This window comes from Kosakonia oryzae (assembly GCF_001658025.2).
Taxonomy (GTDB): Bacteria; Pseudomonadota; Gammaproteobacteria; order Enterobacterales; family Enterobacteriaceae; genus Kosakonia; species Kosakonia oryzae.
The window spans coordinates 382,878-408,631 of the sequence record NZ_CP014007.2; the positions used below are offsets into that span (position 1 = coordinate 382,878).

Below are 25,754 nucleotides of genomic sequence, written 5' to 3' on the forward strand. Positions count from 1 at the left end.
CTGACCGGTTAACGGGAAATCGCTTCCAGTTCGAGAAAAGCGAGATCTTTTTTCCGTAACACTAAATTAACGCGGCGGGTTTCGATATGAATGGGATCGCCTAATGGCGCCACCCGTACCACATTAAAAGATGAGCCGGGCAACATACCCAATGACAATAGTTTTTGCCGCCAGGCCGGGCTTATTTGCTGTGAGAAGCCGGTAATTTTCCACACGCTTTCAGGAGAGAATTGCATAGCGCCTACTTATTTTCTTGCTGCGAACCAATATTTGCCGTGCGAAGACACAGCGCACGGTAAGCCAGAGAGAGTAAAGAATAATCAATGCGAACAATGGTAATGAGAATAGTTTTTATCTTCAATAATAAAAATGCACCTGCGCACTAAACAAAACCACAATTCGATTTTAATTTGATGCAGCTCAATAATTAGCACGTATAGTATTTTGTGCAGCGAAACAAATTATTAACACATAAGAAATGTTTGTTATTTATTCGCCAGACATAATGTTTTATTGATATTTAAAAGTGATGCGACGAGAAAATGGCGGGTCAGGTGCTGCATATAAATAATACAATGACAGAAATGGGTTAATAATTTTGAATATAAATTATCAATAAAAATAATGCGTTAATAATCATTGCGCGTAGAAATGATAAAAGAAAATACGTTTTTCAAAGGGGTTGCACAGAAAAATACCCCTCCCCGTAGGAGAGGGGGAGATGATTAGCGTTTTTTACCCATCGCCGCCGCCAGCGCATCCATCATTGCGCTGTTGCCGCCGGGTTGAGGGCTGCGATCCCGCGGTGATTTCGCCGGACGCGCGCTGTTCCGGTTACCGGCATCACGACTAGCACCATTACCACTGCCGCGACGGCTGTTGCTGTCGCCCGGTTGTTCGTCCAGACGCATGGTTAATGCGATACGTTTACGCGGCAGATCGACCTCCAACACTTTCACCTTCACGATATCGCCCGCTTTCACCACCGTATGCGGATCTTCAACGAACTTATCCGCCAGCGAGGAGATATGCACCAGCCCGTCCTGATGCACGCCGATATCAACGAACGCGCCAAAGTTGGTGACGTTGGTCACTGCGCCTTCCAGCACCATGCCCGGCAACAGATCGTTCATGGTTTCGATGCCTTCGGCGAAGGTCGCGGTTTTGAACTCCGGACGCGGGTCGCGGCCCGGTTTCTCCAGCTCTTTGATGATGTCGGTGACGGTCGGCACGCCGAACTGCTCGTCGGTAAACTCGGACGGTTTCAGCTTACGTAACTCGGCGCTGTTACCCATCAAATCGCGCAGGGATTGTGCGGTTGCCGCCAGAATTCGCTCGACCACCGGATAGGTTTCCGGGTGAACGGTGGAAGCATCCAGCGGGTTGTCGCCGTGGTTAATACGCAGGAAGCCTGCGCACTGTTCAAAGGCTTTCGGCCCAAGGCGGCTCACTTTTAGCAGTTGCTGACGGTTCTGGAACTGACCGTTTTCATCGCGCCATGAGACGATATTTTGCGCCATCATGCGGGTTAAACCAGCCACGCGCGTCAGCAGCGGCACCGAGGCGGTATTCAGATCAACGCCGACGGCGTTCACGCAGTCTTCAACGACCGCATCGAGTTTACGCGCCAGTTGTGTCTGGCTGACGTCATGCTGATACTGGCCAACGCCGATTGATTTCGGGTCGATTTTCACCAGCTCAGCCAGTGGATCCTGTAAACGGCGGGCGATAGACACCGCGCCGCGCAGAGAAACGTCGAGATCCGGGAACTCCAGCGCCGCCAGCTCAGAGGCGGAGTAGACTGATGCGCCCGCTTCGCTGACAATCACTTTCTGCGCGGTCACTTTCGGGAACTGTTTCTGCACATCGAGGTAAAAACGCTCGGTCTCGCGCGATGCCGTACCATTACCGATCGCCACCAGTTCGACGTTGTGTTTCTCGCACAGCGCCGCCACAGTAACCGCCGCTTTCGCGGCCTGCCCGGTGTGCGGATAAATCGTGTCGGTTGCGACCAGTTTGCCGGTGGCATCGACCACCGCCACTTTTACGCCGGTACGCAGGCCCGGATCGAGCCCCATCGTTGCGCGCAGCCCGGCCGGCGCGGCCATCAACAGATCGTGCAGGTTACGGGCGAAGACGTTAATCGCTTCATCTTCCGCGCGTTCGCGCACGGTACCCATTAATTCTGTTTCCAGATGCATCAGGACCTTAATGCGCCACGTCCAGCTCACGACGCTACGGCGCCAGCTGTCTGCCGGGGCGTTATTCAGGCGCAGGCCGAGATGGTCGATAATAATCTGCTCGCAGTGGCTCTCTTTCGGCGGCTCGTCAAACTGTGGATCGGCATTCAGCGCCAGTTGCAGCACGCCCTCATTACGCCCGCGGAACATCGCCAGCGCGCGGTGCGAAGGAACAGTAGAAACCGGTTCGTGATGATCGAAATAGTCGCGGAATTTCGCGCCTTCTTCCTCTTTGCCGCTGACCACCGTCGCCACGAGATGGGCGTTTTTCCACAGATAGTCACGGACTTTCGCCAGCAGGGCCGCATCCTCAGCAAAGCGCTCCATCAGGATATAACGCGCGCCATCCAGCGCCGCTTTGCTGTCAGCAACACCTTTATCCGCATCAACAAACGTGGCGGCCAGCGTTTCCGGATCCTGCGACGGGTCATTCCACAGTTGGTCTGCCAGCGGTTCGAGACCGGCTTCAATCGCAATTTGCCCGCGCGTGCGACGCTTCGGTTTGTAAGGCAGATAGAGGTCTTCGAGTTCGGTTTTGCTCAGCGTACCGTTGATGGCTTTCGCCAGTTCATCGCTGAGTTTGCCCTGCTCGCCAATCGATTTCAGGATTGCCTGGCGGCGCTCTTCCAGCTCGCGCAGGTAACCAAGGCGGGTTTCGAGCTGACGCAATTGCGTGTCGTCCAGACCGCCGGTGACCTCTTTACGGTAGCGCGCGATAAACGGCACGGTATTCCCTTCATCAAGCAGGCGAACGGCGGATTCCACCTGTTCGGTTCGTGCCTGAAGTTCACCCGCAATAATGCGGCAGAGCGAATCATTCATCATTTCTTTCATCATCTTCTGAACAAAATCAGCGGATAGTTATACGGACTGGCACTGTAAAATGCCAGTCGCCGGGGTGGTTCCTGGATTGTTCTGTGGCGGTTATTTCACATATTCGATTTCGTTGACGTACCAGGTAGCTTCGCCGCCCGGTGTTTGTACGACCGCCACATCACCCGCTTCTTTTTTCAGTAGGGCGCGGGCCATCGGCGAATCGATAGAGATGTAATCCTTGCGGCCAAAGATCTCATCGTAGCCAACGATGCGAAAGCGCAGAGTATCGCCGTCATCGTTTTCGATCTCCACCCATGCGCCAAAGAAGACTTTGCCTTCCTGCTGCGGTGAATAATCAACAATTTTCAGGTTTTCCAGGCATTTCGTCAGATAACGAACCCGGCGGTCTATTTCGCGCAGGCGTTTTTTGTTGTACTGATAATCAGCGTTTTCGCTGCGATCGCCCAGGCTTGCCGCCCAGGTCACTTTTTTCGTGACTTCCGGGCGCTCCTGACGCCAGAGAAAATCGAGTTCCTGCTTCAGTTTGTCATAACCTTCGCGGGTGATCAGGGGCGTTTTCATACTTCGGCCTTCTGTTTGTGACACGCTTTGATGTACAGACTTTACAAACGGTATTGCGTAAAGTGTGGATTAATCATGTTTTATGTGACGTTGAATGCATATAACTTGCTGTTAAATATGCTTTGTAACAATTTCGACTAGAATTTATACCAGATTTCGCTGGTCGTTAACGCGCACTTTTTTAGAATACGGAAACAGAAATTTCGGAACCTTTGGGAGTATAAACAATGCAAGAGAATTATAAGATTCTGGTAGTGGATGACGACATGCGTCTGCGCGCATTACTTGAGCGTTACCTTACCGAGCAGGGCTTCCAGGTTCGTAGCGTGGCGAACGCCGAACAAATGGATCGGTTGTTAACCCGTGAATCTTTCCACCTGATGGTGCTGGATCTGATGCTTCCGGGGGAAGATGGTCTCTCCATCTGCCGCCGCCTGCGTAGCCAGAGCAACCCGATGCCGATCATTATGGTGACGGCAAAAGGGGAAGAAGTGGACCGTATTGTTGGCCTGGAAATCGGCGCCGACGACTATATTCCGAAACCGTTTAACCCGCGTGAACTGCTGGCGCGTATCCGCGCGGTATTGCGTCGTCAGGCGAATGAACTGCCGGGCGCGCCGTCGCAGGAAGAAGCGGTAATTGCGTTTGGTAAGTTCAAACTGAACCTCGGCACGCGCGAGATGTTCCGTGAAGATGAGCCGATGCCGTTAACCAGCGGTGAGTTTGCCGTGCTGAAAGCACTGGTTAGCCACCCGCGCGAGCCGCTCTCCCGCGACAAGCTGATGAATCTGGCGCGCGGCCGTGAATATTCAGCGATGGAACGTTCCATCGACGTGCAGATCTCCCGCCTGCGCCGCATGGTGGAAGAAGATCCGGCGCATCCGCGCTATATCCAGACCGTTTGGGGCCTGGGCTACGTATTTGTGCCGGACGGTTCTAAAGCATGATGCGCGTGCGCTTCTCGCCGCGAAGTTCATTTGCCCGAACGCTGTTGCTTATCGTCACTTTGCTGTTCGTCAGCCTGGTGACGACATACCTTGTGGTGCTGAATTTCGCCATTTTGCCCAGCCTCCAGCAGTTTAATAAGGTGCTTGCTTACGAAGTTCGTATGCTGATGACCGACAAATTGCAACTGGAGGATGGGACGCAACTGGTGGTGCCACCGGCGTTTCGTCGCGAAATTTACCGCGAACTGGGCATTTCTCTCTATTCCAATGAAGCGGCGGAAGACGCGGGTCTGCGCTGGGCGCAGCACTATGAATTCTTAAGTCAGCAGATGGCGCAGCAGCTCGGCGGCCCGACCGAAGTGCGCGTTGAAGTGAACAAAAGCTCTCCGGTGGTGTGGCTGAAAACGTGGCTGTCGCCCAATATCTGGGTGCGCGTGCCGCTGACGGAGATCCACCAGGGCGATTTTTCGCCGCTGTTCCGCTACACGCTGGCAATTATGCTGCTGGCGATAGGCGGCGCCTGGCTCTTTATTCGTATTCAGAACCGACCGCTGGTGGATCTTGAACATGCGGCGCTGAAGGTTGGGCGAGGGCATATTCCGCCACCGCTACGTGAATACGGCGCGTCAGAAGTTCGTTCCGTTACCCGCGCTTTTAATCAGATGGCCGCCGGGGTGAAACAATTGGCGGACGATCGCACGCTGCTGATGGCCGGGGTGAGCCACGATTTGCGCACGCCGCTGACGCGTATCCGTCTGGCGACGGAGATGATGGCGGAAGAAGATGGTTATCTCTCTGAATCGATTAATAAAGATATCGAAGAGTGTAACGCGATCATCGAGCAGTTTATCGATTACCTGCGTACCGGCCAGGAGATGCCGATGGAAGTGGCGGATCTGAATGCCGTGCTGGGTGAGGTCATTGCCGCCGAAAGCGGTTACGAACGTGAGATCGAAACGGGTCTGAACGACAGCGAGATTTTTGTACGCATGCACCCGCTCTCCATTAAGCGTGCAGTCGCCAATATGGTAGTGAATGCGGCGCGCTACGGTAACGGCTGGATCAAGGTTAGCAGCGGCACTGAACTGAATCGCGCCTGGTTCCAGGTTGAGGATGACGGGCCGGGGATTAAACCTGAACAGCGTGAACATCTGTTCCAGCCGTTTGTTCGCGGCGACAGCGCACGTAGTACCAGCGGCACCGGTTTAGGGCTGGCTATCGTACAGCGAATCATCGATAACCATAACGGCCTGCTGGAGTTAGGCACCAGCGAGCGCGGCGGATTGTCGATTCGCGCCTGGCTGCCAATCCCGGTTGTTCGCCTGAGCGGATCCTCCAAAGACGCATAAAAAAACCCGCCGGATGGCGGGTTTTGTTTCTCTTGCGTAGCCGAATTACAGTTTCGGTCCGGCGCTGACCAGCGCCGCTCCGGCTGCGGTATCGGTATATTTATCAAAGTTCTCAATAAACAGCTTCGCCAGCTGCGTCGCTTTCTCCTGCCACTGTTCCGGCGATGCGTACGTATTGCGCGGATCGAGAATGCGAGAATCAACGCCATGTAACGATGTCGGCACCGCCAGGTTGAACATCGGCAGGGTGAGGGTTTCCGCATCGTCCAGCGAACCATCCAGAATCGCGTCGATAATCGCCCGCGTATCTTTGATGGAGATGCGTTTGCCGGTTCCGTTCCAGCCCGTGTTCACCAGATACGCCTGCGCACCAGCAGCCTGCATCCGTTTTACCAGCACTTCAGCATACTGCGTCGGGTGCAGCGACAGGAATGCTGCGCCGAAGCAGGCGGAGAAGGTTGGCGTCGGCTCGTTCACGCCGCGCTCTGTTCCGGCCAGTTTAGCGGTAAAGCCAGAGAGAAAATGGTACTGCGTCTGGCTGGCTGTCAGGCGGGACACCGGCGGTAATACGCCGAACGCGTCAGCGGTCAGGAAGATCACTCGCGTGGCGTGACCGGCTTTCGACACGGGTTTGACGATGTTGTGAATATGGTAAATCGGATACGACACGCGGGTATTTTCCGTTTTCGACGCATCATCAAAATCGATGCTGCCGTCGTCGCGGACGCTGACGTTTTCCAGCAGCGCATCGCGGCGGATGGCGTGGAAGATATCCGGTTCAGCCTCTTCCGAAAGCCGGATGGTTTTGGCGTAACAGCCGCCTTCAAAGTTGAAGACGCCGTCGTCATCCCAGCCGTGCTCGTCATCGCCGATCAGGCGACGTTTCGGATCGGTGGACAAGGTCGTTTTGCCGGTGCCGGAAAGGCCGAAAAAGACTGCAACGTCGCCTTTCTCGCCGACGTTAGCAGAACAGTGCATCGAGGCGATCCCCTTTAACGGCAACAGGTAGTTCATGATCGAGAACATCCCTTTTTTCATTTCGCCGCCGTACCAGGTTCCGCCGATCAACTGGATGCGTTCGGTCAGGTTAAAGGCAACGAAATTCTCCGAGTTGAGGCCCTGCTCCTGCCACTGTGGATTGGTGCATTTCGCCCCGTTCATCACGATAAAGTCGGGCTTGAAGCCTGCCAGCTCCTCATCCGTCGGGCGAATAAACATGTTTTTGACGAAGTGCGCCTGCCAGGCGACCTCGGTGATAAATCTGACTGAAAGACGGCTGTCCGGGTTCGCGCCGCAAAACGCATCGATAATAAACAGACGCTTGCCGGAGAGTTGCTCCGTCACAAGGCCTTTTAAATGCTTCCAGACTTCCGGCGAGAGCGGTTTGTTGTCGTTCTTGCCTTTGCCTTTATCGGCCCACCACACGGTGTCGCGGGTGGTTTCATCTCGGACAATGTACTTATCTTTTGGCGAACGGCCGGTAAAAATACCGGTGTCGACGGCGACAGCACCAGAATTCGTCAGCACACCACGCTCAAATCCTTCCAGGTCTGGACGGAGCTCTTCCTGATACAGCGTATCGTAATCGGGGTTGTAGACGACATCCTGAACATCGTTGATACCATAAGCCTTGAGATCTTGCGGGGTTAAGCTCTTAACGCGCATGTCACTACTCCTTAGCCAATTGTACTGCCTGAAATTGTAGGGTTGTTTATCGCCGCTTACCCGGACGATGTTCATAGATTTTCGAATCCCGATAAAGCTGACTTCTGCAAAACGCTGTTATTTGCGTCAATTAGCGAGATGTATTGTGGCAAAAACAGTGACAATAATCGGGAAAATGTTCCCAAAAGGCTATAAGCCGATATTTTTAACCGTCACTTTGTGAGTGTAATCGCTTTCATGAAAGAAAATTACGTAAGGATTACATTTGTGATTTTAGCGGAAACGTGACGTGTAATGCAAAAAATGCCGCCCGAGGGCGGCATGAGGGAAGGGGAATTAATGAACCTGCGGGTCGGCCGGAGAGGCGTTATTGCGGATCTCCGCAATATCCATCGCATTAAACAGATAGTGATTGCCGCAGTAATCGCAGTGCATATCGATTTCACCTTCTTCGGCAATAATGCTGTCCACTTCTTCATCCGGCAGCGTTTTCAGCGACGCAGCGCATCGTTCACGCGAACAGGTGCATTTAAATTCAACGTCCTGCGGATCGTACAGCGTGACCTCTTCTTCATGGTACAGACGCCATAACACATCTTCTGCCGCCAGGGAGAACAGCTCTTCCGCTTTTACCGTTTCAGTCAGAACCGCCAGGTGTTCAAAATCGTTGGCCTGGGTTTCCTGCGCGGGCAGTACCTGCAGCAGCATACCGCCAGCCGCCAGTTGGCCATCCACTTCACTCGTGCGGATGAACAGGCGGGTCGGCAGCTGTTCTGAACGCATAAAGTAATCTTCCAGGCACGCCGCCAGCGTATCGCCTTCGAGGCCAACCACGCCCTGATAACGCTCGCCCTCTTCCGGCGTAATGGTGATCACCAGATAGCCGTTACCCACCAGCGTTTTCAGATCGGCATCGGCCGGGACGTCGCCCTGCACGCGGGCAACGCCGCGCATTTGCTGGCGGTTGTTACCGTTGATCACCGCAAGATTCATCGGGCCATCGCCCTGCAACTGCACGGTAATATCGCCGGCGAATTTCAGGGTGGCGGTCAGCAGGCTGGTCGCAACCAACAGTTCACCGAGCAGCGTTTTTACCGGCAGCGGATAGTTATGGTTTTCCAGTACCTGTTTCCAGGTGTTGGAAACAGTCACCAGTTCGCCGCGCACGGCATAATTTTCAAACAGATAGCGGTGTAATTGGTCTTGATTGGCCATGATTATCTCTCTTGCAGGTGCGCGTTACTCGCTGCCACCAGATTTAAATTTCAGCAGATCGCGGCGCTCTTTTTTGTCCGGTCGGCGATCGGGGTGCGGCATTGTCAGCGCGTTCAGCTTACGCGCCAGCGCCATTTTTTCACGTTTCTCAATACTTTCAGCCGTCTCTTCATACAGCTCAACGGCTTCAGTTGCCGGGCGGCGCTGATCCGTCACGCCTTTGACGACCACGGTACGTTCGTCGTTTCCCTGGCGCAGCGTGAGCGTGGCATTCAGCTCGACGATTTTACTCGGCTTGCTGCGCTGACCGTTGTAATGCACTTTGCCGCCTTCAATCATCTCGCGGGCGAGGGCGCGGGTTTTATAAAAACGCGCCACCCACAGCCATTTATCCAGACGGACTTCTTGCGCGGGCTGCTGTTTCATCACATCTCCTTGAGAAGTGAGGGGATCAGATAACGGTAGTCATTGGTTCCAGGGTGGCGCAGATAGCGTTTATCTGCCAGCCCGGAATCCGGGTTCGTCACGCCAAGGCAGTAACGAATGCCAAAGGTTGCTGCTGCATCGAGAATCGGTTCGCTGTCGTCGATAAACAGCGTCCGTTCGGCACATAGCCCGGTCTCTTTCGCTACGGCCTGCCACAGGCGCTGATCCTCTTTCGGATAACCAAATGTATGGGTGGAAAGTAATAAATCAAGGTGCGAAGCCAGACCCGTATGCTCAAGCTTGACGGCAAGATTGTGCGGGTGCGCATTGGTCAGCAGAATACGGCGCTTACCGCTTTTTTTCAGCGCATCCAGAAAAGGCACCGTATCTTCACGCAGCACTGCGCGCGGCCCTTGCTGTGTCGTCATCGCACAAATATCCAGTCCGAGACGTTCGCTCCAGTAATCCAGACAGTACCAGTTTAGCGTATGCTGCACTGCGTGATACTCCTGGCGAAGAACGTTCTGCGCTTCCTCTGGCGTTAGCCCTTGCTGAGCGGCGAAAGTTTCTGGCACCAGTTTTTGCCAGAAAAAGTTATCAAACGCCAGATCAAGCAAAGTGCCGTCCATATCCAGCAGAACGGTATCAACGTCCTGCCATGCAATATCAAGGTGCATTAAAACTCCAGCCAGGGGAAAACGTGCGCGACAGATTAACACAGCTCACGTTGCGGATGGTTATCAGGTAAGGCTGTCCTGCGTAGGAAGCAGGCGCGGATTCAGGCAGCTTTCGTAATACTGCGTAATCTCTTCGAGGCGCGTACGGTTACGCTGGTAGCGACGCAGCGCCAGCACGCCGTTATAGAGGCAACAAATGACCATGGCAAACAGCAGTAGTGTTGTTCCGGCGTAGCGCCACAAGCCCGTAGCATCCGGCATGCGGTGCAGGCTAATGTGCCGGGTACCGTTGGCGTCGGTATAGATATTGGTAATGATCCCTTCAGCGTGGAACGGCGTCTGCATCAGCATCTGCGCCAGCCGTTGAAACTCGGTCCACTGTTCCTGCGCCGGGTAGTCATACAGCGCAATTGGCGGCCAGGGCTGATCCACCAGCTCGTTACCCTCTTCGCTAATAATCAGGAACCCGCCCGGCGCCGGGCTGTTCAGCGCCTGTGCGGCACGGGTTGTCTCGCGCAGGATAAAAGGTGCGGTTGAGGTGGTCACCAGATTATCCAGAGATTCGGCGCTCACCGGACGCAGTAGCACGTTAACACCGGTCAGCTTGCCATCGCTGGCGCGTTTGGTCAGCGTATCCCAGTCTTTACTGTTTCCGAGGTTTACCAGTGCATTTTTTAACCTCAGACAATCATCTTCTGCTGAGCATAAATCTTTGGTTTTCAGTACGATATCAGCAAAATCATCCAGCAAGACCATACCCGACTTTTGAATAGCTGAGCGTAGCACCGGGCTAACACGTGAATCATCTTCGGCTGTCGGGTGTAGCTGACGGCTCACTGCTTGTGCAAGTGCAGTGGCTTTGGTCACGGTATCCGATTCCGGCAAGGGCAGTGGGGGGGCGTTATTCCAGATAATCTGCGAACAGTCGAACGGCGTAAATGGCGATATCTGGCGCGATGACCAGTTTTGCGTGTGGATGTTGCACATGCCGGTACCGCTGATCCGCAGCGTATCGCCGATGCGCAATCCGGCGGATTCAAGCTGATTAACGCTGCTCGCTTCGATAGTTTGCGCGCCTTTAATCCACGAAACGGTGAATTTGATCGGCATGTCCAGCGGCACCCAAATCAGCAGCATCGCCACCACCACCAGCGAACCGGTGGCGATCACCGCACTGCGCACCCAGTGCTGCAACGGGAAATTTTTCACTTCGTCATGCAGGGACAAAAAGCGTCCCTGGCGAACAACATGGCGATCCAGATAAATATCGATATCTGTTTGCTGACCGAGATCGCGAGTGATAAAGGGCTGCCAGTGGCGGGGATAAATCAGATCGATAATCCCCAGAGAGATGTTATTCATCTGCTCCTGATTGTTTTCACCGAACAGCCCCCAGCGCTTTGGCGTACCGCGCAAACAATGAATTTCGCGCAGCGTGTTTTTCGCCGGCGGCGCATACAGCCCCCACATCCCCGCAGCGAACAGCATCACGGCGCCGCCCGCCAGCCACGGAACGAAAACCTCCGGCGCCGCCAGACAGAAGAAAAAGAGTAAAAAAGAGGCGCAGATCAGCAACGCTTCACGCATACCATCCGGGCGGCTTAATGAGTACTCTTCCGGTGTTTCACGGCGAATATTCAGCAGCTCTATCTGTTCTGTCTCTTCGCCGCGAATAGCGGAACGTGTGGACGATACGAGCTCCAGCTCGCCGCTGCGCTCTTCCTGCATATATTCGCTAAGCGTATGGCCGTTTAACGAAATGATCAGCGGCATGGAATCGGTGCGGATCAGCTCAACATTGTTCTCATCGGTAATGTATTGCTCCCAGGAGGGCGGCAGATGCACTTCGACAGAATCGAGATAGTAGCGCCATTTGTTGGGAGCATCGGTGGTGATGCCATAACGCGTGATCGAGTGCGAGACAAACAGGACGGTGTTGCTTTGAGCATTGAGTTTGATGGAGACCGGCGCAGCCGTAGCGCCCGTTGGGCCTGGCGTATTTTGTATACGGGAAAGCGCGTCCAGGTAGCGCTCAACAGCATCGCGCTCCTCTGGCAAGAGTTTACGGGTTGTCGCGCCGGTAAATGCCTGTAAATGAGGCAACCTGTACCGGCGTTGAGACCTGAACCTGAAAATCCATCCAGCGAGGAATGCGCAGGCCAGCATAGCAGCGAAAAAAATCAAAATGGTGCTCATGCTTTCCCCATCTTACTTTTTCTAACAGGTGTAGTCAGTTGCACCCTTCCTGTAAACATTTAATGTGGCTGGCCGCTGTAAGCAAGAAATTACTTGAGAATTTTTAAGCGCATACCATTGCGAGAAAGAATAGCAAAACCACCCAAGCGGGAATATCAGCAAATTCTTAGTTTTAAATCAACCTATTGACTTTTTTGATAAATTGGGGTTGCTTTCAGAGAGGTTACAAGAATGTAAATTAGCGGCGATTGACATTGCCGAAACAGTGCGTAGTGTCGCACAATAACGTAAGTTTCTCTGCAAAGACCGATAATAATGAGCAAATCATTGCAAAAACCCACCATTCTTAACGTAGAAACGGTCGCCTCTTCACGACTTTTTAACGTTGAAAGCGTGGATCTGGAGTTCAGCAACGGTGTGCGCCGTGTTTACGAGCGCATGCGTCCCTCTACGCACGAAGCAGTAATGATTGTGCCGATTGTGGACGAGCACCTGATTCTGATCCGCGAATACGCCGTTGGAACCGAATCTTACGAGCTGGGGTTTTCCAAAGGGCTTATCGATCCCGGTGAGAGTATATACGAAGCGGCGAACCGTGAGTTAAAAGAAGAAGTAGGATTTGGCGCAAAAGAGCTTACTTTCCTGAAAAAACTCAGTATGGCCCCCTCCTATTTCTCCAGCAAGATGAACATTATCGTGGCGGAAGATCTTTATCCGGAGTCGCTGCCGGGCGATGAACCGGAGCCGCTGCCGCAGGTGCGCTGGCCGCTGAAGCACTTGATGGATTTGCTGGAAGACCCGGATTTCAATGAAGCCCGCAATGTCAGCGCGCTGTTTTTAGTGCGTGAATGGCTAAAAGGGCAGGGTCGGCTCTGACGGCACAAAATCATAAATAAAAAGGGCGCCGCAGCGCCCTTTTTGCTTTCCTGGGTTCACGCGCTATCAGAACAGCTCGTGCGTTTCCCCATTATCAATGATCGTCGTGCCCACTTCATGTACTGCTTGCTGCGTCGGCTGAGTTCCTTCTATGAAGTACTCCTGACGGCTGCTGCCACCACTGGCCAACTGCCCGGTGCTACGGTCGATGTTGACGGTGACCACGCCCGGCGGCGGCGTTAACGGATCTTCCGGCACACCATCCAGCACCACTTTCATGTAAGCATCCCAGGCTGGCTGGGCGCTTTTCGCACCGCCTTCGTAGCCGGAAATCTGATCTTTGATCGCGCCGGAAGCAGTGGTTCGCCCCAGATCGCGACGATGATCGTCAAAACCGATCCATACGGAAGTGACAACGCCCGGACCATAACCGGAGAACCAGGCATCTTTCGAGCTGTTGGTGGTGCCGGTTTTACCGCCGATATCGTTACGCTTGAGATCGCGTCCCGCGCGCCAGCCCGTACCCTGCCAGCCAGGTTCGCCAAAGATGTTGCTGTTCAGCGCACTTTTAATCAGGAACGACAGCGGCGTACTAATTACATGCGGCGCATACTCTTCACCGCCGCTGCGCTGAACCAGCGCCTGGTTTGCCTGCTCCAGTTGTGGCTGCGGCACCGAGCTGTTTTGCTGCTCCAGCGACGTGGCGACGTTTTCCATATCTTTGTTTTCCAGCACATTTGATTTCGGCGTTTCGCCGTAAATCACCGGAATGTCGCAATCGGCGCAGGCCACTTTCGGGCGCGCCTCAAACAGCACATTGCCCTGATCGTTTTCGATTTTCGTGATGTAGTACGGATCGACCAGGAACCCACCGTTCGCCATCACCGAATAGCCTCTTGCCACCTGCATCGGCGTAAATGAGGCTGAGCCCAGCGCCAGCGATTCAGTATGCACAATGTTTTGTGCCGGGAAACCGAAGCGCTGCAAATACTCTGCGGCATAATCAACGCCCATCGCACGCATTGCACGTACCATCACTACGTTCTTCGATTGCCCCAGCCCCTGGCGCAGACGGATTGGACCGGCATATTCATCCGGCGAGTTCTTTGGCCGCCAGTCGGAACCTGCACCCACATCCCAGCGGGAAATCGGGGCATCGTTGAGGATACTTGCCAGCGTCAGACCTTTATCCATCGCCGCCGTGTACAGGAACGGCTTGATGTTCGAACCCACCTGGCGCAGCGCCTGGGTTGCACGGTTAAACTTGCTCTGGTTAAAGTCAAAGCCGCCGACCAGCGCCAGTACCGCGCCATTATGCGGGTTGATAGAGACCAGCGCAGAGTTCACATCCGGCACCTGTGCCAGCCACCAGGCGTTATCGACCTGGCGCACCCAAATCTGTTGCCCGGCCTGTACGGCATCCGTCACTTTACGTGGCGTGGCGCCTTGCTGCGTATCTGAGCGGTAAGGGCGAGCCCAGCGGATGCCGTCCATGCGCAATGAAACCGATGTGCCATCAGCCATCATCGCCACGGCTTCCTGGGGATTTGCGCTGGTGACGACCGCCGGAGAGAGCGGCCCGTAAGTCGGCAGCGTTTTCAGCGAGTCAGTGATTTTTTTACTGTCCCACGCGGGTTCACCGATTTTCCACAACACATTCGACGGACCACGATAGCCGTGGCGCATGTCGTAATCCATCACGTTATTGCGTACGGCGTCCTGCGCAGCCTGCTGCACTTTACGCGTAATGGTGGTGTAAACGCGGTAGCCATCCTCATAGGCTTTGTCGCCATAACGGGCGACCATATCCTGACGCACCATCTCGGAAAGATAAGGGGCGGAGAAGGCGATTTCCGGCGCATGGTAGTTTGCGTCTATCGCCTCGCTGCGCGCCTGGTCGGCTTGCTGTTCAGTGATATAGCCTTCACTTTCCATACGCGCCAGCACAACGTTACGACGTGCGGTTGCCCGGTCAAGGGAATAGAGCGGGTTAAAAGTCGATGGCGCTTTCGGTAGACCGGCGATGACCGCCATTTCACTTAGCGTCAGTTGATCGACTGACTTACCAAAATAGACCTGTGCCGCAGCGCCCACGCCATAAGCGCGATAACCGAGGTAGATTTTGTTGAGGTAAAGCTCAAGGATCTCGTCTTTGCTCAACAACTGCTCAATACGGATCGCCAGGAACACCTCTTTGATTTTACGCATCATGGTGCGTTCCGGGCTCAGGAAGAAGTTACGCGCTAACTGCTGCGTAATGGTACTGGCTCCCTGTGATGCATGACCGGAGAAGAGCGCGACGCTGGCGGCACGGAAAATCCCCACCGGGTCAACACCATGGTGCTCATAAAAACGGCTATCTTCAGTCGCGATAAACGCTTTTACCAGTTCTGGCGGAATTTGGCTCAGGGTCAGCGGGATACGGCGCTTTTCACCATACTGCGCGATCAATTCGCCATCTGCGCTGTATACCTGCATTGGAATCTGTAACCGGACGTCTTTGAGCGTCGCGACATCGGGTAACTGTGGCTCAATATATTTGTACAGACCGTAAATCGAGCCTGCTCCCAGCAGAATGCAAAAGACTGCAAGGATGAATAAATACTTTACGAACTTCACTGGAGATTTCCCATTAAGAGTCATTTGGGCAGTTTATAAACAACCGCGCGGTAGTATAAAGGCAAGCCTGATGCATTGATATAGCGTCATCCCCGCAGACGATAAGGAGATCGTAACTTATGGCATTCAGGCACTGGCAAATTGGGCTGCATATTCAACAAGATGGAATCTTTATTGTGGCGCTTGCCGCCGCTCGTGGCGGTCAGGCTTTACGCCGCTGGTGGCACTTTCCTTTACCTGCCGGAACGATTGTTCAAGGGCGTATTAAAACACCCGAGCCGCTTCTTGCCGCGCTGCGTCCCTGGCGACAATCTTTACCGCAACGGCACTGTGTCCGGCTGGCCTTTCCCGCCGGACAAACCCTGCAAAAAAAGCTACCACGTCCGGCTATTGCGCTGCGTGAAGAGGCGCTTAACCGCTGGGTATCACAGGCTATGGCACGCGAACTGGAAATGGCGGAAAACGAGCTCTGCTTTGATTTTACGGAAGATGAGCCGGGAAAAACCTATGGCGTGACCGCGGCGCAGAATAAAGATGTGGCGGTGCTGCTCGATATGGCGCAGGCCCTCTCACTGCACCTCTCTTCTATTACGCCCGATGCCAGTGCGTTGCAGGCTTTACTGCCTTGGCTCGTTCCGCCTGCTCGTTGCCTGGTGTGGCGCGACGAACGGCAATGGTTATGGGCAACGAAAGAGAGCTGGGGCCGTCGTGCGCAGGAGGACGCCGATAGCGCTATTCAGTTAGCCAGCGTGCTGGGGCTGCCTGCTGATGAAATTGTGCAGTGCAGCGATTCACCCGGCGGCTTTGATTGCTGGAGCGCGGTACCTTCGCGCCAGCCGCCGTTGCCGACAGCAGGAGATCGCTATGCTGTCGCTCTCGGGCTGGCCGTCGCCAGGGGATATTGATGGCTGGCGTGAATTTTCTGCCCTGGCGGCAATACCGGCGGCGGCGCAGAGTGCGTTTCTGGATGAGCGTTTTTATCGCCAGCCTACTGCTGACAGGCGGCGTTGGCTTGCTTTGGCGAGCATCGGTAGCAGTCGAACTTCACGGGCGAGCTCTCTGGCAGCAAGCCGATGCTGCGTTGCTGGCCTCGCTGAAGGCGGGTGAAAAACCTTTGCTGGCGCGCCAAGAGGCGTGGCGCAGGGAGCAGGTTCGCAAACAGCGGCGGCAGGATACGCAGGCATGGCAGCCCCGCTTGCTTAGCCTGGCCGCAAATCTCCCGCAGAACGCCTGGCTGACGCAACTGCGCTGGCAGCAAAACCAATTGACGCTATCAGGCTTTGCCCGCTCAGTTCGGGCATTAGGTGTGCTTGAACAGCAACTGCGCAGCATCGCGGGGTTTCAGTTACAACCAACTGGCGCAATGGAGCGGGATGCACAGGGGCGCTGGCAATTTCACTACCAGCTTAATAAGGAGAACAAGGATGTCCCTGAACGCTGATTTCTGGTTTGCGTTATCGCCGTGGCAACGTACGGCATGCTGGCTGCTCAGCATGATTTGCAGCTTGCTTTTGCTGTGGTGGTTAGCCATTTCTCCGCTTAGTGCGGCGCAGGCGCAGTTAATCATTCAGCTACGCGGGCAACAGGCCGCATTACAGGATCAGTGGCGCGCTCTACGTGCGTTATTCCCGCCAACAGAAAGCGAGCCCTTACCCGCCGCGCAGCCTTTTAGCCCTCTGGATTTTCAGGAGACCAACAGGCAACTCATCCGCTGGCAGCCTGGAAAAAATGGCGGAGAGCTGGTACTGGAAACTCGCTGGGAACCGGTGACAGAAACTTTTGCGCGCCTTGCCAGTTACGGCATGCAGGTTCCGGCATTTTCGCTGGCAGCTGGCACTGATTTGTTGCGTTTTACCCTGCAACTGGAGCATGACGATGATCGCTGAACGCGTGGTTTTTGCCTGTGCGTTATGCCTGCTGTTGAGCGGAATGCGCGACCCTTTCCAACCACCGCCGGATACCTGCCAGCTCGCCCAACTGAATCAATGGCAGTTTCACGGCATGATTCAGGGCAAGCATGCGGTGGGCATATTGCGTGATGCCAGTGAACACTGGCATCGGGTCGCTGCGGGCGAGTTGTTGCCAACGGGCTGGCGCGTTGTTTCTTTCACCGTGGATGAACTGCACATTTCCACAGGTAAGGATTGCATCCCGGCGCAGTGGCGCTGGAAACGAGAAGGAACTCAGAATGAAAAAATGGATAACGGGCTTCATGCTCTTCGCCCTGCCGTACGCCAGCACAGCGACAACGCAGCTCGTCACGCTGACCGTTGATGATGTGCCGGTTGTACAGGTGCTACAGGCGCTGGCCGAGATTGAAAAGCAAAATCTGGTGATCCAGAAAGACGTCAGCGGCACGTTGTCGCTGCACTTAACCGATGTTCCCTGGCGGCAGGCGTTGCAAACCGTGGCAGAAAGCGCCGGGTTAACGCTTAGCCAGAAGGGGACAATCTGGCAGGTTCACTCCGCGTCGTGGCAGCAACAAAAACAGGCAGAGCAGGATGCCCGGCAGGCCCGACAAAAACAGAATGCCCCGCTGCAAACGCGCAGCATCGTGTTGCGCTATGCGGACGCCGAAGAGCTGGCAAAAGCGGGAGGAAAACTGCTTAGCCCGCAAGGCGCCATAACCGTGGACTCGCGGCTTAACCGCTTGCTGATCCGGGATAATAAAGAGGGGCTGGCAACATTCGAAAAATGGGTGGTGCAAATGGATTTACCGGTCGAACAGGTTGAGCTGGCGGCGCATATTGTCACCATCAATGAAAAAAGCCTGCGCGAGCTGGGTGTTAAATGGGGGCTGGCGCAGAGCGCCGAAACAGCGCGGGGGCAGATAAACGCATTATCTGCGGACCTCTCTGTTCCCGATGCCAGTACGCGCGTGGGGTTCAATATCGGCAGTATTAATGCCCGCTTACTCGATTTGGAGCTTTCCGCGCTGGAGCAAAAGCAGCAGTTGGAAATTATCGCCAGTCCACGTCTGCTGGCTTCACACCGGCAGCCAGCCAGCATCAAACAGGGGAGCGAAATTCCTTATCAGGTTGCCAACGGCGAAAATAATACCTCGGTCGAATTTCGCGAGGCTGTGCTGGGGATGGAAGTGACGCCAACTGTGCTGCCTGATAAACGCGTTCGCCTGAAGCTGCGTATCAGTCAGAATATGCCTGGCCAGGTGCTGCAACAGTCCGGAGGGGAGGCCCTGGCGATTGATAAACAGGAAATTGAAACGTTGGTGGAGGTTAAAAGCGGCGACACGCTGGCGCTTGGCGGAATTTTTTCGCAAAAGCGCACCACGGATAAAAACCAAATTCCGGGGCTTGGGTCTCTGCCTGGCATTGGCCGGCTATTCCGTCAGGATGGGAAGGATAGCGAACGGCGAGAGCTGGTCGTATTTATTACCCCCAGGTTGGCTGCGGTACATTAAACCTGCCGTAATCCCCCTTTTTCTTCGGAACTTGGTCCAGGTGTTTGACGTGAGAGATGATTTAGCTTACAAGGAGTACCGATTTGAGCGTCAGTGGTCTCCGTCGTATAGCAAGCAGCGTGAAGGATAACGTGTTTATTCAGTTGCCAAACAAGCCGGAGTACTGAGATAATTTTCGATCTGACTCTCGCACTATCGCATATGAGGTTTCAGTTCATGTCCTGCTACGCTGGGTATCTGCGAAGCGGGTTTATCATCAACGAATAGTCTTAGTAGTACCGAAAAAATGGCAGAGAAACGCAATATCTTTCTGGTTGGGCCTATGGGTGCCGGCAAAAGCACTATTGGGCGTCAGTTAGCTCAACAACTCAATATGGAATTTTACGATTCTGATCAAGAGATTGAGAAACGAACCGGAGCTGATGTGGGCTGGGTCTTCGATGTTGAAGGTGAAGAAGGTTTCCGCGATCGCGAAGAAAAAATCATCAATGAGCTGACGGAAAAACAGGGCATCGTTTTGGCGACTGGCGGTGGTTCTGTGAAATCTCGCGAAACCCGTAATCGTCTCTCCGCCCGTGGCGTAGTGGTGTATCTGGAAACCACTATCGAAAAGCAATTGGCTCGCACTCAACGTGATAAAAAACGCCCGCTTCTGCAAGTGGACGCACCACCGCGTGAAGTACTGGAAGCACTGGCTGACGAACGTAATCCTCTGTACGAAGAGATTGCAGACGTGACCATTCGCACTGACGACCAGAGCGCTAAAGTGGTCGCAAACCAGATTATCCATATGCTGGAAAGCAACTAATTCTGGCTTAATACACAGGCCTGCGGGTTTAAGCAACTAAGGTGGATGTCGCGTCATGGAGAGGATCACAGTCACTCTCGGGGAACGTAGTTACCCTATCACCATCGCGGCTGGTTTGTTTAACGATCCAGCTTCCTTCTCGCCTCTGAAGTCTGGTGATCAGGTGATGCTGGTCACTAATGAAACACTGGCTCCGCTCTATCTTGATAAGGTCCGCCACGTTCTTGAACAGGCTGGCGTGAAGGTCGATAGCGTGATTCTTCCCGACGGCGAGCAATATAAAAGCCTGACGGTGATGGATACCGTATTTACTGCTTTGTTGCAAAAACCACATGGGCGTGACACGACGCTGGTTGCCCTGGGTGGCGGCGTAATCGGTGATTTAACCGGTTTTGCAGCGGCCAGCTATCAGCGCGGCGTACGCTTTATTCAGGTTCCAACCACGCTTCTGTCTCAGGTTGATTCCTCCGTTGGCGGTAAAACGGCAGTAAACCACCCCCTTGGCAAAAACATGATCGGCGCGTTCTACCAGCCAGCGTCTGTCGTTATTGACCTTGATTGCCTCGCAACCCTTCCGGCCCGTGAACTCTCCTCCGGTCTCGCGGAAGTGATCAAATACGGCATTATTCTTGACGGTGAGTTCTTTGACTGGCTGGAACAGAATATGGATGCGCTTCTGCGTCTCGACGGTCCGGCGATGGCATACTGCATCCGGCGTTGCTGTGAGCTGAAAGCTGAAGTTGTCGCTGCCGATGAGCGGGAAACCGGCTTACGTGCTTTACTGAATCTGGGGCATACCTTCGGCCATGCTATTGAAGCGGAAATGGGCTACGGTAACTGGCTGCACGGTGAAGCTGTCGCGGCTGGCATGGTGATGGCGGCACATGCTTCTGAGCGTCTTGGTCAGTTCAGCAAAGCAGACACGCAGCGTATCAAAGTGCTGCTCAAGCGTGCTGGCTTGCCAGTGCAGGGGCCGCATGAAATGGCGGCTGAAGCCTATCTGCCACATATGATGCGCGATAAAAAAGTGCTGGCGGGGGAAATGCGCTTAGTGCTCCCGTTGGCAATAGGGAAGAGTGAAGTCCGCGGCGGAGTGTCGCACGACGTAGTACTTGGCGCTATTGCTGATTGTCAGCAGGCGTAACTATTAGAAAGGTCAGGTCACCTCTTGCGTGACGTTTAACTTCGGGCGCTATGCATGTCGTGGCATACGCCTTTGTGTGGGGTGTTAAATGGATGAATACAAACCAGAAGACGAGCTGAAAACCGATCCCAGCGATCGTCGTACTGGTCGTTCTCGTCAATCTTCCGATCGTGTCGATGAACCGCAGATCAATTTCGATGATATTGATCTCGATGCCGACGACCGCCGTCCTTCGCGTACCCGCCGGGCGCGTGATGAGCGCGAAGAAGAGGGCTACGACGAAGAAGAAGATGCTCTGGACGAAGAGCGTGAAGAACGTCGTCCGCGCAAGCGTAAGAAAGCGGCTGCCGCGAAACCTGCTTCGCGCCAGTACATGATGATGGGCATTGGCGTTCTGGTGCTACTGTTGCTCATTATCGGTATCGGTTCTGCGTTGAAATCCCCTGCGCCTTCCACGGCCAATGAACAGAATGCTCCGGTAGAGAAGAATATCGATCTCTCCGGTAACAATGGCAGTGCGGATAGCTCCGCCGCCGCTAACCAGGCGAATAACGCGCAGCCCGCTGCCGGCACATCGCCAGCCCAGCAACCTGCTGGCAATGCACCGGCACCGCAGGATGTTACCTTACCGCCGATCTCCTCGACGCCCTCTCAGGGTGAATCGCCTGCAACGCCTGCGGGACAGCAGCGTGTGGAAGTTCAGGGCGATCTGAACACCGCGCTGTCGCAGCCGCAAAGCCAGTCGCAGATTGACAATGCGGTCAGCTCCACGTTGCCAACAGAACCTGCAACGGTAGCGCCTGTGCATAACGGCAACGCGCGGCAGACGACAGAAAATCATCCGTCTGCAACTCGCCCTGAGCGTAAACAGATGGTGATTGAGCCAAAACCGGTCGTTAAAGCACCGGTCGCGAAAGCCGAGTCAAAACCGGTTGCCCAGCCGCCAAAACGCACTGAGACTGCTATAACGGCTCCGGTGAAAGCACCTGCGACAACGACAACGGCCGCGACTGCTGAGCCGGTACAACAGCCGAAGGCCACCGCGCCAGCGGCCAATGCCGCATCTTCCGCACCTGCTGCAAGCAGCGCAGTCTCAACCGGGAATGTTGGCGCGCTGAAATCGGCTCCGGGCAGTCATTACACGCTGCAACTTAGCAGTTCATCGAATTACAACAACCTGAATTCGTGGGCGAAGAAAGAAAATCTTAAAAACTTCGTGGTTTATCAGACGACGCGTAACGGCCAGCCGTGGTATGTGCTGGTAAGCGGCGTGTATGCATCAAAAGATGATGCAAAACGCGCAGTTGCTACGCTTCCCACTGATGTGCAGGCGAAAAACCCGTGGGCCAAGCCGCTCCATCAGGTTCAGGCCGATCTGAAGTAATGTTTAAAGCGCAGGATGCTGTCGGAGCTTTCTCCACAGCCGGAGAGAGTGTAAGTAATCAGTCAGCATGAAAAAGAATCGCGCTTTTTTGAAATGGGCAGGGGGGAAATACCCCCTGCTGGACGATATCGGAAGGCATCTGCCAAAGGGTGAATGCCTGATCGAGCCGTTCGTCGGCGCGGGTTCGGTGTTTCTTAACACTTCGTTCTCCCGCTACATCCTCGCTGATATCAACAGCGATTTGATTAGTCTCTATAACATCGTCAAAAACCGCCCTGATGAATACGTTCAGCATGCGCGCGAATTGTTCATGCCTGCGACGAACCAGTCGGTGATTTACTATCAGCTGCGTGAGGAATTTAACCAGTGCCAGGATCCGTTCCGGCGCGCGCTGCTGTTTTTGTACCTCAACCGACATGGTTATAACGGCCTGTGCCGTTATAACCTGCGGGGCGAATTTAATGTGCCGTTCGGTCGCTATAAGAAACCCTATTTTCCGGAAGCGGAGTTGTATCACTTCGCGGAAAAAGCGCAGAATGCCTTTTTTTACTGCGAATCCTATGCCGACAGCATGGCGCGCGCTGACGAAAATTCAGTCGTCTACTGCGATCCGCCCTATGCCCCGCTTTCTGCAACGGCAAACTTTACGGCGTACCACACAAATAGTTTCAGTCTGGAGCAGCAGGCGCACCTTGCCGCCATTGCTGAGAATCTGGTGCAGAACCGGATCCCGGTATTGATTTCCAACCACGACACTGCGTTGACGCGTGAGTGGTATCATCAGGCAAAATTGCATGTGGTGAAAGTGCGCCGCAGTATCAGCAGTAACGGCGGCACACGTAAAAAGGTGGATGAATTGCTGGCGCTCTATCGCCCGGCGACACCTTAACTCGCTTTCGCCGCGTTGCCAGACCCTATTTTCTCAAGGAGATGCGGATGAAACAGTATTTGATTGCCCCTTCGATTTTATCGGCTGACTTTGCTCGCCTGGGCGAAGACACTGCCAACGCGCTGGCCGCTGGCGGCGACGTTGTCCACTTCGATGTGATGGACAACCATTACGTACCGAACCTGACTATCGGGCCGATGGTGCTCAAAGCGCTGCGCAACTACGGCATCACCGCGCCTATCGACGTGCATTTGATGGTGAAACCGGTTGACCGCCTGGTGCCGGATTTCGCCGCCGCAGGTGCGAGCATCATTACCTTTCATCCCGAAGCTTCCGAGCATGTTGACCGCACGCTGCAACTGATCAAAGAGCAGGGTTGTAAAGCGGGGCTGGTGTTTAACCCGGCGACGCCGCTGAGCTACCTGGATTATGTGCTGGACAAGCTGGATGTGATCCTACTGATGTCAGTGAACCCCGGTTTTGGTGGTCAGTCCTTTATTCCGCATACGCTGGATAAACTGCGCGAAGTTCGCCGCCGCATTGATGCTTCCGGTTTTGATATTCGTCTGGAAGTCGATGGCGGGGTTAAAGCCAGCAATATCGGCGAGATTGCCGCTGCTGGTGCGGATATGTTCGTGGCGGGTTCAGCAATTTTTGATAAGCCGGATTACAAACAGGTTATTGATGAAATGCGTAGCGAACTGGCGAAGGTAAGTCATGGATAAATTGCAGTCAATTCAAGGTGTGGCGTTCGATCTGGATGGCACGCTGGTGGATAGCGCGCCGGGGTTGACGGCCGCCGTAGACAGCGCGTTGTATGCGCTGGAACTCCCTCAGGCCGGTGAAGCGCGCGTGGTGACCTGGATTGGTAACGGCGCGGATGTGCTGATGGAACGCGCATTCCACTGGTCGCGCCAGGAACGCTCTATTCAGCGTGCTGCGCAGGGCAAGCCAGACATTGAAGAGCATGTTGCGCAGGGAGAGCAGATTCGCATGCTGCGTAAGTTGTTTAATCATTATTACGAAGAGACGGTGGAAGAGGGCAGTTTTCTGTTTCCGGATGTGGCTGACACCCTGGCGGCGCTGCACGCCAAAGGCATGCCGTTGGCGCTGGTGACCAACAAACCGACGCCGTTTGTCGCTCCACTGCTGGAAGCGCTTGATATCGCACAATTCTTCTCGTTTGTCGCCGGCGGCGACGATGTGGTGAACAAAAAGCCGCACCCGGAACCGTTGCTTCTGGTGTGTAAAAAGCTCAATATTCAGCCTCACGAGCTACTTTTCGTGGGTGATTCGCGTAACGATATCCTGGCGGCGAAAGCGGCAGGCAGCGTTTCTGTGGGCCTGACTTACGGTTATAACTACGGCGAAGCGATCACCCTGAGCGAACCAGACCTCGTCTTTGATCACTTTAAGGACTTACTGCCCGCATTTGGGCTTTCGCATATTGAACATCAGGAAATGAAAAATGACTAAGCCCATCGTCTTTAGTGGCGCACAGCCCTCAGGTGAACTAACCATTGGCAACTATATGGGTGCGCTGCGTCAGTGGGTAAACATGCAGGACGACTACCACTGTATTTATTGTATCGTTGACCAGCACGCAATTACCGTGCGTCAGGATCCGCAGGCGCTGCGTAAAGCGACGCTGGATACGCTGGCGCTGTATCTGGCCTGTGGTATTGATCCGCAGAAAAGTACTATTTTCGTTCAGTCGCATGTGACTGAACATGCCCAGTTGGGCTGGGCGCTGAACTGCTACACCTATTTTGGTGAGCTGAGCCGTATGACGCAGTTCAAAGACAAATCTGCTCGCTATGCGGAAAACATCAACGCCGGTCTGTTTGATTATCCAGTACTGATGGCGGCGGATATTTTGCTGTATCAGACCAATCAGGTGCCGGTTGGGGAAGATCAGAAACAGCATCTGGAACTGAGCCGCGATATCGCTCAGCGTTTTAACGCAATCTACGGCGATATCTTTAAAGTGCCGGAACCGTTCATTCCGAAATCCGGTGCGCGCGTGATGTCACTGCTGGAGCCGACGAAGAAAATGTCTAAGTCGGACGATAACCGTAATAACGTGATTGGCCTGCTGGAAGATCCGAAATCCGTGGTGAAGAAAATCAAACGCGCGGTGACCGATTCCGACGAGCCGCCGGTTGTGCGTTATGATATCGCCAACAAAGCGGGCGTTTCCAACCTGCTGGATATTCTCTCCGCCGTTACCGGCCAGAGCATTCCGGAGCTGGAACAGCACTTCGAAGGCAAAATGTACGGTCATCTGAAAGGCGAAGTGGCGGAAGCGGTTTCCGGCATGCTGACCGAGTTGCAGGAGCGTTATCATCGCTACCGCAATGACGAAGCTTTCCTGCAGCAGGTGATGAAAGAGGGGGCCGAGAAAGCCAGCGCACGCGCCTCTGAAACGCTGAAGAAAGTCTACGAAGCGATTGGCTTTGTCGCCAAACCGTAATTGATAATTGCCGGATGAGCGAAGCCG

24 protein-coding genes are annotated in these 25,754 nt (G+C 54.3%); 15 read left to right on the forward strand and 9 right to left on the reverse strand.

Annotated features, from left to right (window positions below; genetic code table 11):
- Nucleotides 1-8: 8 nt before the first annotated feature.
- The 3 genes from feoA to greB form a co-directional block, all read right to left on the reverse strand.
- Entirely contained in the window at nucleotides 9-236 is a 228-nt protein-coding gene (gene feoA / locus AWR26_RS01725) for a ferrous iron transporter A (RefSeq protein WP_064563202.1), read from the reverse strand.
- Nucleotides 237-725: 489 nt separating this feature from the next.
- Nucleotides 726-3,065: a Tex family protein gene (locus AWR26_RS01730; RefSeq protein WP_064568938.1), complete on the reverse strand. Its 2,340-nt coding sequence runs from the start codon at nucleotides 3,063-3,065 to the stop codon at nucleotides 726-728.
- 99 nt (nucleotides 3,066-3,164) lie between these two features.
- Nucleotides 3,165-3,638 carry a transcription elongation factor GreB gene (gene greB, locus AWR26_RS01735; RefSeq protein WP_035888949.1) on the reverse strand — a complete coding sequence of 158 codons (474 nt, stop codon included), beginning with the start codon at nucleotides 3,636-3,638 and terminating at the stop codon, nucleotides 3,165-3,167.
- A 227-nt stretch (nucleotides 3,639-3,865) separates the two neighbouring features.
- On the opposite strand from greB, the gene ompR reads away from it, so the two are divergent.
- Nucleotides 3,866-4,585 carry an osmolarity response regulator transcription factor OmpR gene (ompR, locus tag AWR26_RS01740; protein WP_001157751.1) on the forward strand — a complete coding sequence of 240 codons (720 nt, stop codon included), beginning with the start codon at nucleotides 3,866-3,868 and terminating at the stop codon, nucleotides 4,583-4,585.
- Nucleotides 4,582-5,934, forward strand: coding sequence for a two-component system sensor histidine kinase EnvZ (gene envZ, locus AWR26_RS01745; protein WP_064563204.1), 1,353 nt, complete (start codon nucleotides 4,582-4,584; stop codon nucleotides 5,932-5,934). The genes ompR and envZ overlap by 4 nt, the downstream gene beginning before the upstream one ends.
- Nucleotides 5,935-5,979: 45 nt before the next feature.
- On the opposite strand, the gene pckA is transcribed toward envZ, so the two are convergent.
- From pckA to AWR26_RS01770, 5 genes are all read right to left on the reverse strand, one after another.
- Nucleotides 5,980-7,599, reverse strand: coding sequence for a phosphoenolpyruvate carboxykinase (ATP) (pckA, locus tag AWR26_RS01750; protein ID WP_064563205.1), 1,620 nt, complete (start codon nucleotides 7,597-7,599; stop codon nucleotides 5,980-5,982).
- A 336-nt stretch (nucleotides 7,600-7,935) separates the two neighbouring features.
- Nucleotides 7,936-8,814 carry an Hsp33 family molecular chaperone HslO gene (gene hslO, locus AWR26_RS01755; protein WP_064563207.1) on the reverse strand — a complete coding sequence of 293 codons (879 nt, stop codon included), beginning with the start codon at nucleotides 8,812-8,814 and terminating at the stop codon, nucleotides 7,936-7,938.
- A 24-nt stretch (nucleotides 8,815-8,838) separates the two neighbouring features.
- A complete protein-coding gene (gene hslR / locus AWR26_RS01760) occupies nucleotides 8,839-9,240 on the reverse strand; it encodes a ribosome-associated heat shock protein Hsp15 (RefSeq protein WP_007369744.1) in 402 nt (133 codons plus the stop codon).
- Nucleotides 9,240-9,917, reverse strand: coding sequence for a GMP/IMP nucleotidase (yrfG, locus tag AWR26_RS01765; RefSeq protein WP_064563209.1), 678 nt, complete (start codon nucleotides 9,915-9,917; stop codon nucleotides 9,240-9,242). The genes hslR and yrfG overlap by 1 nt, the downstream gene beginning before the upstream one ends.
- Nucleotides 9,918-9,980: 63 nt before the next feature.
- Nucleotides 9,981-12,113, reverse strand: a complete 2,133-nt coding sequence (locus AWR26_RS01770) for an intracellular growth attenuator family protein (RefSeq protein ID WP_064563211.1) — start codon at nucleotides 12,111-12,113, stop codon at nucleotides 9,981-9,983.
- A 315-nt stretch (nucleotides 12,114-12,428) separates the two neighbouring features.
- Between AWR26_RS01770 and nudE the strand changes: the two genes are divergently transcribed.
- On the forward strand, nucleotides 12,429-12,989 hold the full coding sequence (gene nudE / locus AWR26_RS01775) for an ADP compounds hydrolase NudE (RefSeq protein WP_007369747.1): 561 nt from the start codon (nucleotides 12,429-12,431) through the stop codon (nucleotides 12,987-12,989).
- A gap of 66 nt (nucleotides 12,990-13,055) precedes the next feature.
- Here the strand turns inward: nudE and mrcA are convergent, their stop codons facing one another.
- Nucleotides 13,056-15,608 carry a peptidoglycan glycosyltransferase/peptidoglycan DD-transpeptidase MrcA gene (gene mrcA, locus AWR26_RS01780; RefSeq protein ID WP_064563213.1) on the reverse strand — a complete coding sequence of 851 codons (2,553 nt, stop codon included), beginning with the start codon at nucleotides 15,606-15,608 and terminating at the stop codon, nucleotides 13,056-13,058.
- 119 nt (nucleotides 15,609-15,727) lie between these two features.
- Between mrcA and AWR26_RS01785 the strand changes: the two genes are divergently transcribed.
- The 12 genes from AWR26_RS01785 to trpS all read left to right on the forward strand — a co-directional run bounded on the left by AWR26_RS01785 (nucleotide 15,728) and on the right by trpS (nucleotide 25,727).
- The gene (locus AWR26_RS01785; RefSeq protein WP_064563215.1) at nucleotides 15,728-16,513 is read left to right on the forward strand and encodes a hypothetical protein; all 786 of its coding nucleotides are present in this window, start codon (nucleotides 15,728-15,730) and stop codon (nucleotides 16,511-16,513) included.
- Nucleotides 16,513-17,049 (forward strand): PilN domain-containing protein, encoded by a 537-nt coding sequence (locus tag AWR26_RS01790; RefSeq protein WP_064563217.1) that lies wholly within the window; start codon nucleotides 16,513-16,515, stop codon nucleotides 17,047-17,049. Before AWR26_RS01785 ends, AWR26_RS01790 begins: the two co-directional genes overlap by 1 nt.
- Nucleotides 17,033-17,494, forward strand: coding sequence for a HofO family protein (locus AWR26_RS01795; RefSeq protein WP_064563219.1), 462 nt, complete (start codon nucleotides 17,033-17,035; stop codon nucleotides 17,492-17,494). Before AWR26_RS01790 ends, AWR26_RS01795 begins: the two co-directional genes overlap by 17 nt.
- Nucleotides 17,484-17,882 (forward strand): HofP DNA utilization family protein, encoded by a 399-nt coding sequence (locus AWR26_RS01800; protein WP_064563221.1) that lies wholly within the window; start codon nucleotides 17,484-17,486, stop codon nucleotides 17,880-17,882. The genes AWR26_RS01795 and AWR26_RS01800 overlap by 11 nt, the downstream gene beginning before the upstream one ends.
- Nucleotides 17,797-19,029, forward strand: a complete 1,233-nt coding sequence (gene hofQ / locus AWR26_RS01805; protein WP_071892579.1) for a DNA uptake porin HofQ — start codon at nucleotides 17,797-17,799, stop codon at nucleotides 19,027-19,029. Before AWR26_RS01800 ends, hofQ begins: the two co-directional genes overlap by 86 nt.
- Nucleotides 19,030-19,315: 286 nt before the next feature.
- The gene (aroK, locus tag AWR26_RS01810; RefSeq protein ID WP_002920267.1) at nucleotides 19,316-19,837 is read left to right on the forward strand and encodes a shikimate kinase AroK; all 522 of its coding nucleotides are present in this window, start codon (nucleotides 19,316-19,318) and stop codon (nucleotides 19,835-19,837) included.
- A gap of 55 nt (nucleotides 19,838-19,892) precedes the next feature.
- A complete protein-coding gene (gene aroB, locus AWR26_RS01815; RefSeq protein ID WP_064563225.1) occupies nucleotides 19,893-20,981 on the forward strand; it encodes a 3-dehydroquinate synthase in 1,089 nt (362 codons plus the stop codon).
- Nucleotides 20,982-21,069: 88 nt separating this feature from the next.
- Nucleotides 21,070-22,365, forward strand: a complete 1,296-nt coding sequence (gene damX, locus AWR26_RS01820) for a cell division protein DamX (protein ID WP_064563227.1) — start codon at nucleotides 21,070-21,072, stop codon at nucleotides 22,363-22,365.
- A 67-nt stretch (nucleotides 22,366-22,432) separates the two neighbouring features.
- Nucleotides 22,433-23,254 carry an adenine-specific DNA-methyltransferase gene (gene dam / locus AWR26_RS01825; RefSeq protein ID WP_043956299.1) on the forward strand — a complete coding sequence of 274 codons (822 nt, stop codon included), beginning with the start codon at nucleotides 22,433-22,435 and terminating at the stop codon, nucleotides 23,252-23,254.
- A gap of 47 nt (nucleotides 23,255-23,301) precedes the next feature.
- Nucleotides 23,302-23,979: a ribulose-phosphate 3-epimerase gene (gene rpe / locus AWR26_RS01830; protein WP_064563229.1), complete on the forward strand. Its 678-nt coding sequence runs from the start codon at nucleotides 23,302-23,304 to the stop codon at nucleotides 23,977-23,979.
- Nucleotides 23,972-24,730 (forward strand): phosphoglycolate phosphatase, encoded by a 759-nt coding sequence (gene gph, locus AWR26_RS01835; RefSeq protein WP_064563231.1) that lies wholly within the window; start codon nucleotides 23,972-23,974, stop codon nucleotides 24,728-24,730. Before rpe ends, gph begins: the two co-directional genes overlap by 8 nt.
- Nucleotides 24,723-25,727: a tryptophan--tRNA ligase gene (gene trpS / locus AWR26_RS01840; RefSeq protein ID WP_007369759.1), complete on the forward strand. Its 1,005-nt coding sequence runs from the start codon at nucleotides 24,723-24,725 to the stop codon at nucleotides 25,725-25,727. Before gph ends, trpS begins: the two co-directional genes overlap by 8 nt.
- Nucleotides 25,728-25,754: the final 27 nt, after the last annotated feature.